The sequence below is a fragment of the Pseudomonas sp. WAC2 genome, assembly GCF_030403525.1.
Taxonomy (GTDB): Bacteria; Pseudomonadota; Gammaproteobacteria; order Pseudomonadales; family Pseudomonadaceae; genus Chryseomonas; species Chryseomonas luteola.
The window spans coordinates 402183-419330 of sequence record NZ_JAUEPD010000002.1 but is presented as its reverse complement, the minus strand read 5'-3'; the positions used below and the strand labels follow the sequence as shown (position 1 = coordinate 419330).

At 55.5% G+C, this 17148-nt stretch carries 16 protein-coding genes; 11 read left to right on the top strand and 5 right to left on the bottom strand.

Translation table 11 applies throughout. The features are described 5' to 3' along the window. Positions 1–245: 245 nt before the first annotated feature. Positions 246–1163 carry an ornithine carbamoyltransferase gene (gene argF / locus QWJ10_RS06145; RefSeq protein WP_197872343.1) on the top strand — a complete coding sequence of 306 codons (918 nt, stop codon included), beginning with the start codon at positions 246–248 and terminating at the stop codon, positions 1161–1163. Then, positions 1160–2194 carry an ABC transporter ATP-binding protein gene (locus QWJ10_RS06140; RefSeq protein WP_289924800.1) on the top strand — a complete coding sequence of 345 codons (1035 nt, stop codon included), beginning with the start codon at positions 1160–1162 and terminating at the stop codon, positions 2192–2194. Before argF ends, QWJ10_RS06140 begins: the two co-directional genes overlap by 4 nt. 2 nt (positions 2195–2196) lie before the next feature. Here the strand turns inward: QWJ10_RS06140 and QWJ10_RS06135 are convergent, their stop codons facing one another. Together QWJ10_RS06135 and ybaK are read right to left on the bottom strand one after the other, a co-directional pair. Beyond that, positions 2197–2982, bottom strand: a complete 786-nt coding sequence (locus QWJ10_RS06135) for a PhzF family phenazine biosynthesis protein (protein WP_197872345.1) — start codon at positions 2980–2982, stop codon at positions 2197–2199. A 318-nt stretch (positions 2983–3300) separates the two neighbouring features. Next, on the bottom strand, positions 3301–3771 hold the full coding sequence (ybaK, locus tag QWJ10_RS06130) for a Cys-tRNA(Pro) deacylase (protein WP_010795091.1): 471 nt from the start codon (positions 3769–3771) through the stop codon (positions 3301–3303). Positions 3772–4074: 303 nt separating this feature from the next. On the opposite strand from ybaK, the gene QWJ10_RS06125 reads away from it, so the two are divergent. From QWJ10_RS06125 to metR, 5 genes are all read left to right on the top strand, one after another. Next, entirely contained in the window at positions 4075–4968 is an 894-nt protein-coding gene (locus tag QWJ10_RS06125; protein ID WP_010795092.1) for an MIP/aquaporin family protein, read from the top strand. 14 nt (positions 4969–4982) lie between these two features. Beyond that, positions 4983–6488: a glycerol kinase GlpK gene (gene glpK / locus QWJ10_RS06120; protein ID WP_122042085.1), complete on the top strand. Its 1506-nt coding sequence runs from the start codon at positions 4983–4985 to the stop codon at positions 6486–6488. A 128-nt stretch (positions 6489–6616) separates the two neighbouring features. Next, the gene (locus QWJ10_RS06115; protein WP_026003951.1) at positions 6617–7372 is read left to right on the top strand and encodes a DeoR family transcriptional regulator; all 756 of its coding nucleotides are present in this window, start codon (positions 6617–6619) and stop codon (positions 7370–7372) included. A 153-nt stretch (positions 7373–7525) separates the two neighbouring features. Continuing rightward, positions 7526–9067: a glycerol-3-phosphate dehydrogenase gene (glpD, locus tag QWJ10_RS06110; protein ID WP_289924799.1), complete on the top strand. Its 1542-nt coding sequence runs from the start codon at positions 7526–7528 to the stop codon at positions 9065–9067. Between the two features lie 109 nt (positions 9068–9176). Beyond that, a complete protein-coding gene (gene metR / locus QWJ10_RS06105) occupies positions 9177–10094 on the top strand; it encodes a transcriptional regulator MetR (protein WP_010795096.1) in 918 nt (305 codons plus the stop codon). A 3-nt stretch (positions 10095–10097) separates the two neighbouring features. Here metR and QWJ10_RS06100 read toward each other — a convergent pair whose 3' ends face one another. Next, positions 10098–11075, bottom strand: a complete 978-nt coding sequence (locus tag QWJ10_RS06100) for an SDR family oxidoreductase (protein ID WP_289924798.1) — start codon at positions 11073–11075, stop codon at positions 10098–10100. A 123-nt stretch (positions 11076–11198) separates the two neighbouring features. Then, entirely contained in the window at positions 11199–11465 is a 267-nt protein-coding gene (locus tag QWJ10_RS06095; RefSeq protein ID WP_010795098.1) for a type B 50S ribosomal protein L31, read from the bottom strand. 267 nt (positions 11466–11732) lie between these two features. Between QWJ10_RS06095 and QWJ10_RS06090 the strand changes: the two genes are divergently transcribed. The 4 genes from QWJ10_RS06090 to QWJ10_RS06075 all read left to right on the top strand — a co-directional run bounded on the left by QWJ10_RS06090 (position 11733) and on the right by QWJ10_RS06075 (position 16796). Beyond that, positions 11733–13505 (top strand): N-acetylglutaminylglutamine amidotransferase, encoded by a 1773-nt coding sequence (locus tag QWJ10_RS06090; RefSeq protein ID WP_289924797.1) that lies wholly within the window; start codon positions 11733–11735, stop codon positions 13503–13505. 18 nt (positions 13506–13523) lie between these two features. Next, positions 13524–15266, top strand: coding sequence for an N-acetylglutaminylglutamine synthetase (ngg, locus tag QWJ10_RS06085; RefSeq protein WP_289924796.1), 1743 nt, complete (start codon positions 13524–13526; stop codon positions 15264–15266). Continuing rightward, positions 15263–16453 carry an osmoprotectant NAGGN system M42 family peptidase gene (locus QWJ10_RS06080; protein ID WP_010795101.1) on the top strand — a complete coding sequence of 397 codons (1191 nt, stop codon included), beginning with the start codon at positions 15263–15265 and terminating at the stop codon, positions 16451–16453. The genes ngg and QWJ10_RS06080 overlap by 4 nt, the downstream gene beginning before the upstream one ends. 91 nt (positions 16454–16544) lie before the next feature. Beyond that, complete coding sequence (locus QWJ10_RS06075) at positions 16545–16796, top strand: YheU family protein (protein ID WP_125888242.1); 252 nt, start codon at positions 16545–16547, stop codon at positions 16794–16796. A gap of 13 nt (positions 16797–16809) precedes the next feature. Here the strand turns inward: QWJ10_RS06075 and QWJ10_RS06070 are convergent, their stop codons facing one another. Next, positions 16810–17142, bottom strand: a complete 333-nt coding sequence (locus QWJ10_RS06070) for a YnfA family protein (protein WP_010795103.1) — start codon at positions 17140–17142, stop codon at positions 16810–16812. Positions 17143–17148 lie beyond the last annotated feature (6 nt).

Here is a 17148-nt window from a genome sequence, read left to right as displayed (position 1 = left end):
TAACAAAAATGTAACAACCGTAGCGGAACAATTTTCCAATCTTTGTGAAGTTTTACCTTTTGCGTAATAACCGGTTGCAATCCCATCTTTTCTGCCACCTCGCCAGGGATTTGCGCAAATATATAAATTACTTATAAGATCCGGCCCTTCCCTTTCCTCCGCATAGGTGCGGCAGTAGCTTTGGGTGTAGCCTGTTTTTCCTGAAGCCGGCCGGCACCCCTGGCCTGTATTCATAGGTATTGATGATGAGCGCTCGGCATTTTCTTTCGTTCATGGATTGCACACCCGATGAGCTGTTGCAGCTGATCCGCCGTGGCATCGAGCTGAAAGAATTGCGTAGTCGAGGCGTCAGCCACGAACCGTTGAAAAATCGTGTTCTTGGCATGATTTTCGAAAAGGCCTCGACCCGTACGCGTCTGTCCTTCGAGGCAGGCATGATCCAGCTAGGTGGCCAAGCCATTTTCCTGTCCCCGCGCGACACGCAGTTAGGCCGCGGTGAGCCGGTAGATGACTGTGCCCGCGTCATGTCCCGTATGCTCGATGGTGTCATGATCCGTACCTATGCCCACAGCACCCTGACGACCTTTGCGGCAAACTCCAACGTTCCGGTTATCAATGGACTGTCTGATGACCTTCATCCCTGTCAGCTGCTGGCTGATATGCAGACATTCTTCGAGCATCGCGGCAGCATTCAGGGCAAGGTCGTGGCCTGGATCGGTGACGGGAACAACATGTGCAACAGCTATATAGAAGCTGCCGAACAACTGGACTTCACCTTGCGTGTGGCCTGCCCTGAAGGCTTTGAGCCAAACGCCCGCTTCGTTAAACGTGCCGGTGACCGTATCCAGATTGTTCGTGATCCAACGGAGGCCGTAGAAGGCGCTCATCTGGTCAGCACTGACGTTTGGACATCCATGGGCCAGGAAGAGGAATCGAAAATTCGTCTGGAAACGTTCAAGGCGTATCAGGTTTCACGTGAGCTCTTGGACAAAGCCAGTCAGGACGTCGTTTTCATGCACTGCCTTCCAGCCCACCGCGGAGAAGAGATCAGTCACGACCTGCTGGAAGACCCACGCTCGGTCGTATGGGATGAAGCAGAAAACCGCCTGCATGCGCAAAAGGCATTGATGGAGTTTCTGATCCCACATACACGCAACGCATGAGCATTCTCACGCTCAGCTATCTGGCCTGCGGCTACGGTGGCAGCACGATCGTAAGCGACCTGAGCCTGTCTCTTGAGCCAGGAGAGATTGGCTGTCTGCTTGGTCCATCGGGATGCGGGAAGACCACGACGCTGCGCGCCATCGCCGGATTCGAGCCTGTCATGCAGGGCGAAATCCGTCTCGCCGATCAGGTCATTTCCCGAGCGGGGTTTACCCTGGCGCCAGAGCAGCGCGGGATCGGCATGGTCTTTCAGGACTATGCTCTTTTTCCTCACCTGAACGTACGTGACAACATCGCCTTTGGTATTCGCAAGCATCCCGAGCGCGAGCGCATCGTGGGTGAGCTGATGGCCCTGGTCAAACTGGAGCAGCTGGCCAAACGCTATCCTCATGAGCTGTCAGGTGGTCAACAGCAGCGTGTTGCCTTGGCTCGCGCCTTGGCACCATCGCCTCGTCTGTTATTGATGGATGAACCTTTTTCCAACCTGGACGTAGAGCTTCGTCGATCGCTCAGCAGCGAAGTCCGGGATATTCTGAAAGCTCGAGGCACCAGCGCCATCCTGGTGACTCATGACCAGGAAGAAGCGTTTGCGGTAAGTGACAAGGTGGGGGTTTTTCAGCATGGCCATCTTGAGCAATGGGATACACCTGGGCACCTCTATCAGACCCCTGCTACTCCCTTTGTGGCAACGTTTGTAGGCCAGGGATTTTTCATTCCGGGTCGTGCCGTCGACTCAGAATCGATCAGAACGGAACTTGGGGTTGTCAGGGCCAGGAACAAAGCGTTCGAGGAAGGCGATGAGCTTCGCGTTCTCCTTCGGCCTGACGACATCCTCTATAGCCCCGCGAGCACGTTGACCGCGCAGGTGGTCAACCAGGTATTTCTAGGTGCAAGCACCCGCTATCAACTAGCGCTTGCGTCAGGAGCACGCCTCGAAGCGTCCTTCCCAGGTTTTATTGAGCACAGTGCCGGTGAACAGATCGGAATTGCGCTCAAGAAAACGGCGCTGACAACCTTCAGCGCCACATAACGTCAATCCAGCAATAGACGACCACTGGCGACGCGACGAGCGTGACCCGCGATGCTCACGCGCTCGCCATCCAGACGGCACCAGAGTTCCCCGCCCCGCTCCGAGCACTGGTAGGCTCGCAGCATCCGCTTCGCCAGGCGACGAGACCAATAGGGAATAAGGCTACAATGAGCCGAGCCAGTCACCGGGTCCTCATTGATGCCAATACCAGGCGCAAAGAAACGGGACACGAAATCATACCGCTCACCTCGAGCGGTGATAATAACACCCGGCCAACGCAGACGTGCCAGAGCCGCAAAGTCAGGCTTGCAGTTGCGCACCGCCTCTTCCGACTCCAGGAGAACCAGTAGCTTATCTGCGCCCAGTACATCGACCGGACTAACGCCTAATGCACGCTCCAGCTCTGGTGTGGAACCGATCTCACTTGGAATTTGTGCGGGAAAATCCAGCGCCAGAAGCCCATCCTCTTCCTTATAGGCACGCAAGGTGCCGGAGCGGGAAATGAATTCGATCTTTTCTCCCGCTTCCTCATAAACAGTAAACAGTACATGAGCCGCTGCCAGCGTCGCATGGCCACACAACGGTATTTCAACCTTTGGGGTAAACCACCGAATGCGCCAGACATCACCCTCCCGACGGATAAAGGCCGTTTCCGCCAGATTATGCTCAGCGGCAATCTTCTGCATCAGATCGTCCGGCAACCATGCATCGAGACGGTAGACCATCGCTGGATTACCCGCGAACGGACGATCAGCGAAGGCATCGATTTGGTGAAAGTCGAGTTGCATGGTTTGCTCCATCTTTTCTTTTGAGTTCTTCGTACAGCATGAGCGAAACGTGCCTACGTCACAATGTACAGTTCACCAGCTATGACAGTTAAACTGGTCCGGCAACTCGCTCTGTGTAGGATCTCTCGGATCATCGGCACTCTTGTCACCAACCGCTACGGGCACACTCAAAGCCCGCTGTAATAGCGAGCAGCCAGATAGCGATCAAGGGAAAACACCAGAGCGGCAATAATTGACCATAGCGCAGTGAATCGATTGGTCAACTTAGTTGAAAGGACTTCCTTTGCCCGCTACCCGTACGAGCGGAGAACCTGCACATTACTCCCGTGCAATCTCGGCAAACTGCCCTGCGGTCAGGCTAGCCAGCGCCTGGGCAGACAGCTCCACTTCAAGGCCACGTCTGCCTGCACTAACATAAATGGTAGGAAACCGCTCGGCACTGCTGTCAATGAACGTTCTCAAGCGTTTTTTCTGCCCCAACGGGCTGATTCCGCCTACCAGGTAGCCGGTAGCACGTTGGGCTACCTGAGGATTCGCCATGTCTGCCTTTTTGACAGACGCCGCATGGGCCAAGGCTTTCAGGTCAAGACTGCCACCTACCGGAACGATAGCCACCAGCAACTCCTCCTTCTCGGTAGCGGCCAACAATGTTTTGAACACCCGGACGGGTTCAAGTCCAAGCTTGTCTGCCGCCTCAAGTCCATACGAAGCGGCTTTGGGATCGTGTACATAACTGAGTACGCGATGCTCTATCTTGTACTTTTTGAGCAGGTTTATCGCTGGTGTCATGCCATTGTCCTTGTGGCTTTATGATCCAGTTTGTCTCTGCCTTTGCAGCCTGTAAAGCCTTGTAATGCCTTACTTGGGGCGTCCCTCAAGCGTGACCTGAAACACGCCTTATAAAGTTCCTTTTCAAACAAGTGTTTTGCCTGTCATAAAATATCCTGCTTCGCTCATCACAATTTTCTATGGGGATGAAAGAAGAACCTTTGACAACGTTCGATTTTGAAACTAACTTTTCGTTTCCGAAAGGATGTAGTTTCACTTTTTTTCTACTACCGCAATAAATACAACAATCAAGAGGCTCCTCGTATGAGTACTCCACTAATGCCCACCCTACGTGGGCAATGCATTGCCGAGTTTTTGGGAACAGGATTATTCATTTTCTTCGGAACCGGTTGCGTCGCTGCCATGAAGGTTGGCGGAGCTACTCTGGGGCTCTGGGAAATCAGCATCATATGGGGCATTGCGGTCAGCATGGGGGTTTACTTGAGCGCTGGCGTGTCGGGTGCACATCTGAGCCCTGCCGTTACCATTGCGCTTTGGCTGTTTGGCGGCTTCGAGCGTAGGAAGGTCCCGCTCTACATCATTTCGCAGATCGCAGGCGCTTTTTGTGGCGCCGCGCTGGTATACGGCCTGTATAACAGCCTCTTTTTCGAATACGAACAGGCTCACAATATGGTACGCGGTAGCGTAGCCAGCCTTGAGCTTGCGGGTGTGTTCTCCACCTATCCGAACGCAGCCCTGTCTGTTGGTCAGGCGTTCCTGGTCGAGATGGTCATTACCGCCATCCTGCTGGCCGTGATCATGGCCTTGACCGACGATGGCAATGGTCTTCCGCGCGGCCCGCTGGCCCCGCTTCTAATTGGTTTGCTTGTTGCTGTGATCGGTGGATCTATGGGCCCGCTGACAGGCTTCGCTATGAATCCGGCTCGTGACCTGGGTCCTAAACTTATGACTTTCCTGGCTGGCTGGGGTGATGTAGCCCTGACCGGTGGCCGCGATATACCCTATTTCCTGGTACCGATCTTCGCGCCCATCCTGGGTGCCTGCCTGGGTGCCGCTGCTTACAAGGCGCTCATCTGCCGTCACCTGCCCAGTCTTGGCTCAGCAGCGTGCGACATTCCAGTCAAAGAAACCTCAGTTGAAACGAATAAGAAAGACGCTGCCGCTCAGCCCAAGATCAGCGCATCACAGGCTCAATAATAAGGATTTCCATCATGTCTAATAACAAGCATTACATCGTGGCCCTGGACCAGGGCACCACCAGCTCCCGCGCCATCGTGCTGGATCGTAACGCCAATGTGGTGAGCATTGCTCAGCGTGAATTCGCACAGATCTATCCGCAAGCCGGCTGGGTCGAGCATGACCCGATGGAAATCTGGGCCACCCAGAGCGCTACCTTCGTGGAGGCCCTGGCTCATGCAGGCATTAGCCATGACGATGTAGCCGCCATCGGTATTACCAACCAGCGCGAAACCGCCATCGTCTGGGACAAGACCACAGGCCGCCCGATTTACAATGCCATCGTATGGCAAAGCCGCCAAAGCACAGAGATCTGCAATCAGCTCAAGCGTGACGGCATGGAAGAACATATCCGCCGCACGACCGGACTGGTCATCGACCCCTACTTTTCCGGTACCAAGATCAAGTGGATCCTGGACCACGTGGAGGGCAGCCGTGAGCGCGCCCGCCGTGGCGAGCTGCTGTTCGGTACTGTCGATACGTGGCTGATCTGGAAGATGACCCAGGGCAAGGTCCATGTCACCGACTACACCAATGCCTCACGCACCCTGATTTTCGATATCCATAAGCGTGACTGGGATCCCGTGATGCTTGAAGCACTGGATATCCCTCGCGAAATGCTGCCGGTGGTTCGCTCCTCCTCCGAAGTCTACGGCTATGCCACTCTGGGCAGCAGCCAGGAAACCGGCATTCCGATCGCAGGGATTGCAGGTGACCAGCAAGCCGCCCTGTTTGGCCAGATGTGTGTAGAGCCGGGCCAAGCTAAGAATACCTATGGCACCGGCTGCTTCCTGCTGATGAACACTGGTGAGAAAGCAGTGCAGTCCCAGCATGGTTTGCTAACCACTATTGCCTGCGGACCGCGTGGTGAAGTGAATTACGCACTGGAAGGCGCCATCTTTAATGGTGGCTCTACCGTTCAGTGGCTGCGCGATGAGCTCAAGGTCATTAATGAGTCCCTAGACTCCGAGTACTTCGCCACCAAGGTAAAAGACAGCAATGGCATCTATCTGGTACCGGCCTTTACCGGCCTGGGCGCTCCCTACTGGGATCCCTATGCCCGCGGTGCACTGTTTGGCCTGACCCGTGGCGTCAAGGTTGAGCATCTGATCCGTGCGGCCCTAGAGTCGATTGCTTATCAGACTCGCGACGTACTGGATGCCATGCAGCAGGATGCAGGCGAGCGTCTACGCTCGCTACGTGTGGATGGCGGTGCCGTCGCAAACAACTTCCTCATGCAGTTCCAGGCCGACCTTCTGGGCACCTGCGTAGAGCGCCCCGAAATGAAGGAAACCACTGCCCTTGGTGCAGCGTATCTGGCTGGCTTGGCCACCGGCTTCTGGAGCAGCCTGGACGAACTACGCAACAAGAGCACCATCGAGCGTGTGTTCGAGCCCACCTGTGATGGTGACCATCGCGAGGAGCTTTACAAGGGCTGGAAGAAAGCTGTCGAGCGTACTCGCGGCTGGGCGCAGGACTGATGTCATTGGACGGGGCGACTGGGAAGTCGCCCTTTTCACATCAGGACGATGAAGTTGATGCACTGAACTGGCGCCCGGCGCCTCGCTACGGCATTCTTCCTGTCAAACCACCGTTGAAGGAAGATTGCATGAGCCTGGCGCCCCGTCAGCAGAACATCCTGGACCTTGTCCGCGAGCGTGGCTATGTCAGCATCGAGGAGCTTGCCCAGTATTTCACCGTAACCCCCCAGACGATTCGTCGAGACATCAACCAGCTGGCCGAAAGCGGTTTGCTGCGTCGTTATCACGGTGGTGCCGCCCATGACTCCAGCGTAGAAAATACGGCTTACACCATGCGTGCTGGACAAATGCGTGATGAGAAGCGTCGTATCGCGGAGGCCGTTGCAGCACAGGTCCCGGATCATGCCTCATTATTCATTAACATCGGTACGACGACCGAAGCGATCGCTCACGCGCTGCTCAATCACCGTAGCCTGAAGATCATTACGAACAACCTCCATGTTGCGAACATCCTTAGCGCAAAAGAGGACTTCGAAGTCCTGATTGCAGGTGGCAGCGTACGCAGTGACGGCGGCGTGGTAGGCCAGGCGACGGCTGACTTCATCAAGCAATTCAAAGTGGACTACGCGCTGGTTGGCATCAGCGGCATCGATGAAGACGGCACTCTGCTGGATTTCAATTATCAGGAGGTTCGCGTTTCACAGGCCATTTTCGAAAACGCACGCAAGGTCTTTCTAGCAGCCGACTCCAGCAAATTCGGACGCAGCGCCATGATTCGCCTGGGCTCGCTCGAGCAGATCGACGTGCTCTTTACCGAGTCTCAACCAGACGAAGCCTTTACCCGGCTGCTCTCTCAATTCAAAGTCCGTCTTGAAATCGCCTGACCAGAGTGTCAGGCCTTTCACATTTCATTCATTTAAGTTCGTTTATTTTCCTTTTAGAGTTTTTTTATCGGTTTACGACTGGCGCAAGGCAACTCTTTTGTCTACGATTGTTCGAATACGAACATTGATGTTCGTTTATAACAGGAGACGCCCATGCCTCAGTCCACTTTGCTCGGGACGCCGCCCCTTTCCGAGATCTACGACATCGCCGTGATCGGCGGTGGTATCAATGGTGTTGGTATTGCAGCCGATGCCGCAGGCCGTAATTTGTCCGTCTTTCTCTGCGAACGTGACGACCTGGCGAGACATACCTCCTCGGCTAGCAGCAAGCTGATTCATGGTGGCCTGCGTTATCTCGAACATTACGAATTTCGACTGGTACGCGAAGCGTTGGCCGAACGCGAGGTACTGCTGGCCAAGGCTCCGCATATCGTCAAGCCCATGCGCTTCGTCCTGCCGCACCGGCCACATCTGCGTCCGGCCTGGATGATTCGTGCAGGGCTCTTCCTTTATGACCACCTGGGCAAGCGTGAAAAGCTCCCCGCCTCCCGTGGTCTTCGGTTCGGTTCCGATAGCCCTCTGGTCAGTGATATCAACCAGGGTTTCGAGTATTCGGACTGCTGGGTAGACGATGCACGCCTCGTTGTACTCAACGCCATGGCTGCCCGCGAGCGTGGTGCCCATATTCATACCCGCACCACCTGCACAAGCGCCCATCGCGCCAACAAACTGTGGCACCTGACCCTTCAGCGTGAAGACGGCAGTACCTTCTCGATTAAGGCAAAAGCCCTGGTCAATGCGGCAGGTCCATGGGTTGCCCAGATCGTTCGCGAAAACATCAAAGAGCGCTCGCCCTATGGTATTCGACTGATTCAAGGCAGCCACATCGTCGTGCCCAAGCTATATGAAGGCGATCATGCCTACATCATGCAGAACGAAGATCGTCGGATTGTCTTTGCGATTCCGTACCTGGGCCGTTACACCATGATTGGTACCACGGATCGTGAGTACAAAGGTGATCCAGCCAACGTACAGATTACCGAGCAGGAAACTGACTACATCCTGGGTGTGGCAAACGCACACTTCCGCCACAAGCTGACCCGCAGTGACGTCCTGCATACGTTCTCGGGTGTACGCCCCCTGTGTGATGACGAGTCAGACAATCCTTCAGCCATTACTCGTGACTACACCCTGTCATTGTCGGCTCCTGAAAACGATGCGCCTTTGCTGTCGGTCTTTGGTGGAAAACTGACCACGTACCGCAAGCTGGCCGAGTCGGCCATGCAGCAGTTGCAGCCGTTCTTTAAGACGATGGGACAGCCTTGGACAGCCAAGGCTACGCTACCGGGCGGAGAAGACATGACGACGCCTGAAGCACTGGCCAAACAGTTACAGGCACAGGTCAAGGATTTGCCAGCAGCACTTGCCCAGCGCTGGTCAACCACCTATGGCAACCGCACGCGCAAGCTATTGGAAGGCGTCACGCAGATGACCGACCTAGGCGAATGCCTGGGGGCGGACCTGTATGCGCGTGAAGTGGATTATCTCCATGCTTACGAATGGGCCAACGCGGCAGACGACATACTCTGGCGCCGGACCAAGCTGGGCCTTGAGTTTACCCCTGGTGACAAGACCAAGCTGGAAACCTATCTAGGCAGTCTGGATATCCGCAAGGCCAGTCACGCGGCAGCGTAATGGATACGTGAATGAAACTGGCCGAATCATGAGCCAGTTTCATTCATGCCCTCCTTGGCTTGGAAATCATTCATAATGGATACCTGCTGCACTCATCAGGATCCAGGCCATGCTCGAACTTCGTCACTTGAAAACGCTACACGCACTGCGTGAGGCTGACAGCCTTGTCGAAGCTGCCGAACGTCTTCATCTGACCCAATCTGCACTGTCTCATCAGTTCAAGGAGCTTGAAGAGCGCCTTGGCCTGAGTCTGTTCGTCCGCAAGACCAAGCCAGTGCGCTTTACCAGTGCCGGCCTGCGTCTCCTGCAATTGGCCGATGCGGTATTGCCTCAGCTTCGCAGTGCGGAACGTGACCTGTCACGCTTTGCTGGCGGCACTGCCGGGCGCCTCAACATTGCCATTGAATGCCATAGCTGCTTTCAGTGGCTGATGCCTACCATTGATCAGTTTCGTGATTCCTGGGCTGAAGTGGAGATGGATCTCGCCTCGGGTTTTTCATTCGCCCCGCTGCCAGCCCTGGCACGTGGCGATCTTGACCTTGTCGTTACGTCAGACCCGATTGATCTCACCGGCATCACTTACATTCCGCTTTTCACTTATGAAGCACAGCTAGCCATGGCCAACCAGCATCCCTTAGCTGGCAAGCCTTACATCGTGCCTGAGGATCTGGCTGAAGAAACGCAGATCACCTATCCGGTCGATCGTGAGCGTCTGGACATCTTCAGGCAATTTCTCGACCCGGCCGGCGTCGAACCCGCTGGAATACGTACGGCAGAGCTGACGGTCATGATGCTGCAGTTGGTAGCATCTGGCCGGGGCGTATGTTGTCTTCCTAACTGGGCGCTCCATGAGTACAGCTCGCGCGGCTACGTGACCGCGAAGCGTCTGGGTGAGAAAGGCTTGTATGCCACACTGTATGCCGGTATTCGAGAGGACATGCTGGAAGCTCCCTTCATGCAGGACTTTTTACTAACAGCCAAGGACACATCCTTCGCTACGCTTGAAGGCGTCAGTGCGGCACGTTAGGGATCAATCTGACCGCTCCGTCAGTCGCCGGTACAGGTACGCCCCAAACACTAGCGCCGCAGCACTGGTTGCTGCCACGACCATGCGCTCATCAGGACGACGCCATCCTCCATCGACACTGCGATTGCCACTGGGAGGGCTGAACAGATTGCCCGAGGAGTGCTCTACTGGCTCCATTCGACTCAAGGCGCGATCCATAAAGATCCGGGACAGCCGAGCATAGCCAGGCACCAGCGCATGGGCTGCACGAAGTACTGTGGCGGCTTGTCCTACCGTCGTAGACTTGCGTGGATAACGCGCCATGGAGAGGATGGCTCTAGCGACCTTCCGGGCATCATAAACAGGTGGCGTCGGCTTTATTGTCCTTCCACTGTAATTACCGCCGTCTCGCAGCCCTGGCGTATCGATGAACGCGGGGTAAACATCGCAGACATGAATATCGGACCAGCGCGTAAGCTCGCCTCTCAAGGCTTCGGTAAACCCTCTTAGGCCTGACTTGGCAGCCGAATAGGCCGCTGCATAGGGAAGCGGTACCCAGCTGCCTACCGATAAGGTATTGATCAAAACCCCCGACCCTTGCCGTTTGAAAACCGGCACAACGGCGTAGGCGCCACGCAGATAGCCTAGAAGGTCGGTCTGCACGACGCGTTCATGGGCCTCAAAAGGCGTCTCATCAAACTTGCCTACCGCACCAATACCCGCATTGTTGACCCAGATATCAATCTGTCCGTGTCCAAATTCCAGCGCACGCTCGGCCAATTGCGAGACTGACTCCATCAACGTGACATCCGTAGTCACACCAATCGCCCGGCCTCCGAGGAGAAGACACTCGGCAACCGTGTCGTCTAATGCCGCCTTATCTCGAGCAGCCAATACCAGGCAAGCCCCCTGTTGTGCAAACGCCTGAGCGGTGGCCCGACCAATCCCGCTGGAAGCGCCAGTAATGACCACAATGGCGCTATCTAGATTGCGTGCTTTCATCAGATATCCTCTTTTGCTTTTTCAAGCTGATTAAAAGAGGACCCCGCTTACCGCCAGCCATTCCTTCATTCAGACATAAAAAAGCCCTCAAAATCATGAGGGCTTTTTTTCAGTGAGGCCGGATTACTGGGAAGACTTGCTTCCGCCCGGAAACCCTGCGAAACGCTTGTTGAAGCTAGAGACGCGACCCTCGCTTTTCAACTGGCGCTGCTCACCGGTATAGATTGGATGCGAAGCACTGGACACGTCCAATGCCACATAGGGATAGGTCTTGCCTTCAAATTCCTGGGTACGATCAGTCTGTGCCGTAGAGCCGATCAGGAAGTAATGATCTGCCGTGGTGTCATGGAAAAGCACTGGCCGATAGTTAGGATGAATATTCGGTTTCATGGTACCTCCTGGATACTCGGTTGGACTCTACATCGAGCCGCTTCGTTACATTATAACGATACATTACCAATATAAGGTCTTGGCGGTGGCTTTCAACCCTTACCAGCAGATTAATTTCACTAAGGTCTGAAAACGGTACCCAGTCCCCGTAATAGCCTGTTGCCTTGAGTCATTCGGGCGGAAAAATGCAACTTACCCCCACAAATGCTTGTCGTTTCCCTGTGGAGCAATACCTCCCCACCCCAACGGAGCAACCGGTAAGGAACTATGTGCGGTATAGCTGGAGAATTACGTTTCGATAATCGTCCCGTCACCCTGGCCACGCTGGAACGGGTCACCCATCGCCTCGCTCAACGCGGCCCCGACGCCTGGGGCTTTCATAGCCAAGGCCCTGTTGCGCTAGGCCACCGACGCCTGAAAATCATGGATCTGGCAGAAGCCTCTGGTCAGCCCATGATTGACTCGGACACGGGCCTGTCGATGGTTTTCAACGGCGCCATCTACAACTACCTAGAGCTACGCAGCGAGCTGGAGGCCAAGGGTTATCGCTTCCATTCTGGCGGCGATACCGAAATTCTGCTCAAGGCCTATCACGCCTGGGGCAAGGAGATGCTGCCCAAACTCAACGGCATGTTCGTCTTCGCTATTTGGGATCGCGATAAGCAGCAAATGTTCATTGCACGCGATCGCCTGGGCATCAAGCCCTTGTACCTGAGCCAGACCAATGAACGCCTGCGCTTTGCATCAAGCCTGCCCGCCCTGCTTGAAGCAGATGATATCGATACCTCTCTCGATCCCGTCGCGCTGAACTACTACCTCAACTTCCATGCTGTTGTACCAGCGCCCCGCACCATCCTGAACGGCGTAAAAAAGATGCCGCCAGCCACCTGGATGGTCATTGACGCCAACGGCAAAACCGAACAGCAAACCTGGTGGACGCTGAATTACGGCCCAACTGCCGATGAAGCCAACTACACCATGGAAGACTGGAGCGGCGAAGTCCTGAACAGCTTGCGCGATGCTGTCTCGATTCGACAGCGGGCAGCCCGCGATGTAGGTGTGCTGCTGTCTGGCGGTGTGGACTCAAGCCTGCTGGTGGGCTTGCTGCACGAGTCCGGGGTACGCGATCTGCTGACCTTCTCCATCGGGTTTGAAGATGCAGGTGGAGAGCGTGGGGATGAGTTTCAGTATTCAGACCTGATCGCTCAACGCTACGGTACACGGCATCACAGGCTGCGCATCAACGAATCTGAAATCATTGAGCAATTGCCCGCCGCGTTCAGAGCCATGAGCGAGCCGATGGTAAGCCATGACTGTATCGCCTTCTACCTCCTGTCGCGTGAAGTGTCCAAGCATTGCAAGGTTGTACAGAGCGGCCAGGGTGCGGACGAGCTTTTTGCAGGCTACCACTGGTATCCACAGGTTGATGGTGCGGCAGATCCGTTTACAGCTTACCGAGCCGCCTTCTTCGATCGTGACTATGCCGAATACGCAGCTACTGTTCAGGACAGCCGCCGTCTGGATCATGACGCTGCAGGTGATTTCGTTCGTCAGCACTTTGCACAACCCGGCGCAGTAGCTGGCGTTGATAAGGCGCTACGCCTGGACAGCACTGTGATGCTGGTAGACGACCCGGTCAAACGAGTCGACAACATGACCATGGCATGGGGCCTAGAAGCGCGTGTTCCTTTCCTTGACTATAAGCTGGCGGAACTGTCTGCCCGTATTCCGGCGCAGTTCAAGCTGGGAGGCGGCGGCAAACACGTCCTCAAGGAAGCAGCTCGCAAGGTGATTCCGGCAGAAGTCATTGACCGCCCCAAAGGCTATTTCCCGGTACCGGGCCTGAAGCATCTGCAAGGTAATACCCTGACCTGGGTACGTGAGTTGCTGCTTGATCCCAGCCAGGATCGCCAGCTATTCAATACTGCAGAAATCGATCGACTCCTGAAGAACCCTGACGACCAGATTACACCGCTACGGGGCTCCAAGCTCTGGCAGCTCGCCGCCCTTAATTTGTGGCTGAGTGAACATGGCCTATAAGTGTTGGAGTATTGCACGATGAAAGCCGCCTACTATAACAATCAGCGTCTTCAAAGGGCTCAGACGCCCAATTATGAGCGTCTACAGGCCCAGATGACTGGGGCTGAACGGGCTACGTGCCAATCCGTTTGCTTGCATTGCGGATGGGGTCGAATTCTAATCGGCCATACGTTCTCCGACGCATCGGTATTGGCTAAGGAACTTCTCAAGGAAGAGGCCGGCGAGCGAGACATCGCCCTATACGTGGCTGCGCCTCAGCAGGTACTGGCCTATGCACCGCAACAGCTTTTCCTGGATCCATCCGACACGTTGCGGCTGTGGTTCACCGACTACCGCCCCGCACATGCGCCCTTCCGCGGCTTTCGTATTCGCCGGGCCTTTAGCGAAAGCGACTGGAGCGAGATCAATCGTCTCTACCAGACACGCCATATGCTTCCCGTGGATATCGAAAAACTCACGCCCCGACACAAGGGTGGGCCGGTCTACTGGCTGGCAGAAGATCAGGACACGGGCGCCATTATCGGCTCGGTCATGGGGCTGAACCACGCTAAGGCATTCAACGATCCTGAGGGTGGTTCAAGTCTCTGGTGTCTGGCCGTAGCGCCTGACTGTCCTCGCCCGGGCGTGGGAGAAGCTCTGGTTCGTCACCTGATTGAGCACTACGCCAGCCGCGGCCTGGCGTTCCTGGACCTGTCGGTCATGCATGACAACAGTCAAGCCAAGCGTCTTTACGACAAGCTGGGCTTTCGGGAACTCCAGACCTTTACCGTCAAGCGCAAGAACGCAATCAACCAGACCCTTTTCCTCGGCCCTGGTCCTGAAGCAGGGCTTAATCCCTATGCCAAGATCATCGTAGATGAGGCTCAACGCCGCGGGATCGATGTACAAGTAGATAATGCCCAGGCTGGTCTTTTCACCCTCATACAGGGGGGCCGCCGAATCCGCTGCCGCGAATCACTGTCGGACCTGACCAGCGCTGTCACCATGACACTTTGTCAGGATAAGACCCTCACAATCCGGACACTCAAGGAAGCAGGATTACGGGTTCCTGATCAGTGTCTAGCCAGTGAAGATGAAGAAAACGAAACGTTTCTTGCCAAGCACGGCACCCTGGTTGTAAAGCCGGTCAACGGTGAGCAGGGCAAAGGCGTCGCCGTGGATGTACGTGATCCTGATCACCTGAAAGCCGCGATTGCCCAAGCTCGTCGCTACGACGATAACGTGCTGCTCGAAAGCTACCATGCAGGCCTTGACCTGCGCATTGTTGTCATTGGTCATGAAGTCGTGGCGGCCGCTATACGGCGTCCTGCCGAGGTCATTGGTGACGGCCGTCGAAACATTCATGAGTTGATCGAACACCAGAGCCGCCGCCGCCAGGCAGCAACCGGAGGCGAAAGTCGGATACCTCTGGATGAAGAAACCGAGCGCGCGATCAAGTCTGCCGGCTACGGTTATGACACGGTCCTGCCAGAAGGCACCCGCCTGTTTGTCCGCAAGACAGCAAATCTTCATACCGGGGGCACGCTGGAAGATGTTACCGATATTCTTCACCCAGAACTGGCGCAGGCCGCAGTAGCCGCTGCCAAGGCCTTGGATATCCCAGTGACAGGCATGGATCTATTGGTACCGGCTGCTGATCAAAGTGAATACGTAATCATTGAAGCCAATGAGCGGCCAGGCTTGGCCAACCATGAACCCCGCCCTACGGCGGAACGCTTCATTGATCTGTTGTTTCCCCTGTCTCGAGAGGTGCCCGCTTGAATAAGCTGCCGACACCGGATCTGGATTATCTGCGCCGTGTCCTGCTGGAAATGCTCGCCATTCCAAGTCCGACAGGCTTTACAGACACAATCGTCATGTACGTGGCCGAGCGCTTGAGTGAAATCGGCATTCCCTACGAGCTGACACGACGAGGGACGATTCGCGCCACACTAAAAGGACGTAAAGAAAGCCCCGACCGAGCGGTTTCCGCTCACTTGGATACGATCGGTGCCATCGTCAGGGAAATCAAGGATAACGGCCGTCTGAGCCTGGCGGCGGTAGGCCATTGGTCCAGCCGTTTTGCCGAAGGAAGTCGGGTCAGTATCTTTACCGACAACGGAACCCTACGTGGCAGTGTACTACCCCTGCTCGCCTCTGGGCATGCCTTCAATACCGAAGTCGACAAGATGCCCGTCAGCTGGGATCACATCGAGCTACGTCTAGACGCTACCACCAAAAGCCGTTCAGAGACGGAATACCTGGGTGTACGTGTAGGAGACTTCGTAGCTTTTGATCCGCTACCAGAGTTCACGGAGAGCGGTTACATCAGCGCTCGTCACCTGGATGACAAAGCAGGTGTAGCCGCTCTGCTAACGGCGCTCAAGATGATTCAGGAAGCCGGTATCGTTCCCCCCATAGACTGCCACCCTCTCTTTACCATCACGGAAGAAGTAGGGTCTGGCGCGGCGGGTGCACTGCCTTGGGATGTCAGTGAGTTTGTCGGTATCGATATCGCTCCGGTTGCTCCCGGGCAACAGTCCGATGAGCATCGGGTCAGTGTCGCCCTACAGGACTCAAGCGGCCCTTACGATTATCACTTGTCACGCCATCTGCTGCGTATTGCAGAGCGAAACAGCATTCCGGTCAGGCGTGACCTGTTCCGCTATTACTACAGCGATGCCCACTCCGCTATCAATGCAGGGCATGACATTCGGATTGCGCTTCTGGCGTTTGGCTGTGATGCCACCCACGGCTATGAGCGGACGCACATTGTCAGTCTGGCAGCACTAAGCCAGCTCTTGGTGGGTTATATGACCAGCCCGCCCGTGTTCGATAGCGACGCAGCGCCAGCAGATAATTCCGTTGACCGCTTTACGCATCAGCTCGATTTGGAAGAGACGCATCAGGACAACCAGACGCATCTGCCTCACATTGAGGAATTAATCAAAGAGGGCGGGAAAACATAGGGACCGATAACGCCGCCCCGCTGGGCGGCGTCCTCTCGCCAACTGGCCAAGCTGTACGTTAGCATCGCTGCCCGCTTCAGGAACTGCCGCCATGCTCATACCCTACGACATGCTCAACCCCGATACGCTAGGCAACCTTCTCGAAGACTTCGTTACGCGAGAAGGAACGGATAACGGTGATGAAACACTTCTGGAGACGCGTGTAGCACGTGCACGTCGGGCGCTGGAAAATGGGGAAGCCGTTATCGTATTCGAGCCAGATAGCGGCCAGTGCCAGCTGATGCTCAGACGGGACGTTCCCAAGGAATGGCTAAACACTCCAGATGAAGAGGCACTTTCCTGACAGGCTTGAATATTCAGTGCACTGACAATTTCGGCCCTATTACCAATACCGTCACGCCCAGCAGACACAGTGCAGCCCCTGCCAGATCGGTCCAGGCGGGTCTGGTTTTTTCAACCAGGCCCAACCAAGCCAGCGATGCCACGATATAGATCCCACCGTAAGCAGCATAGGCTCTGCCAGCGTAAGCCGCCTCCACACGTGTAAGCACAAGCGCAAACAGGGTAAGCGATAAAAGCCCTGGGAGCAGCCACAGCGGACTCTTGCCCAGTCTTAGCCATAACCAGAATGTGTAGCAGCCGGCGATCTCAAAACAGGCAGCCAAGGCGAACCAGAAATAATTAAGCATGATATT

Bases quoted from the DNA above. Each gene is read 5' to 3' on its own strand.
- QWJ10_RS06075 (WP_125888242.1), top strand. From the start codon at position 16,545: ATGCTCATACCCTACGACATGCTCAACCCCGATACGCTAGGCAACCTT.
- QWJ10_RS06125 (WP_010795092.1), top strand. From the start codon at position 4,075: ATGAGTACTCCACTAATGCCCACCCTACGTGGGCAATGCATTGCCGAG.
- argF (WP_197872343.1), top strand. From the start codon at position 246: ATGAGCGCTCGGCATTTTCTTTCGTTCATGGATTGCACACCCGATGAG.
- ybaK (WP_010795091.1), bottom strand. From the start codon at position 3,771: ATGACACCAGCGATAAACCTGCTCAAAAAGTACAAGATAGAGCATCGC.
- glpD (WP_289924799.1), top strand. From the start codon at position 7,526: ATGCCTCAGTCCACTTTGCTCGGGACGCCGCCCCTTTCCGAGATCTAC.
- QWJ10_RS06095 (WP_010795098.1), bottom strand. From the start codon at position 11,465: ATGAAACCGAATATTCATCCTAACTATCGGCCAGTGCTTTTCCATGAC.
- ngg (WP_289924796.1), top strand. From the start codon at position 13,524: ATGAAAGCCGCCTACTATAACAATCAGCGTCTTCAAAGGGCTCAGACG.
- QWJ10_RS06140 (WP_289924800.1), top strand. From the start codon at position 1,160: ATGAGCATTCTCACGCTCAGCTATCTGGCCTGCGGCTACGGTGGCAGC.
- glpK (WP_122042085.1), top strand. From the start codon at position 4,983: ATGTCTAATAACAAGCATTACATCGTGGCCCTGGACCAGGGCACCACC.
- QWJ10_RS06135 (WP_197872345.1), bottom strand. From the start codon at position 2,982: ATGCAACTCGACTTTCACCAAATCGATGCCTTCGCTGATCGTCCGTTC.
- QWJ10_RS06090 (WP_289924797.1), top strand. From the start codon at position 11,733: ATGTGCGGTATAGCTGGAGAATTACGTTTCGATAATCGTCCCGTCACC.
- QWJ10_RS06070 (WP_010795103.1), bottom strand. From the start codon at position 17,142: ATGCTTAATTATTTCTGGTTCGCCTTGGCTGCCTGTTTTGAGATCGCC.
- QWJ10_RS06115 (WP_026003951.1), top strand. From the start codon at position 6,617: ATGAGCCTGGCGCCCCGTCAGCAGAACATCCTGGACCTTGTCCGCGAG.
- QWJ10_RS06100 (WP_289924798.1), bottom strand. From the start codon at position 11,075: ATGAAAGCACGCAATCTAGATAGCGCCATTGTGGTCATTACTGGCGCT.
- metR (WP_010795096.1), top strand. From the start codon at position 9,177: ATGCTCGAACTTCGTCACTTGAAAACGCTACACGCACTGCGTGAGGCT.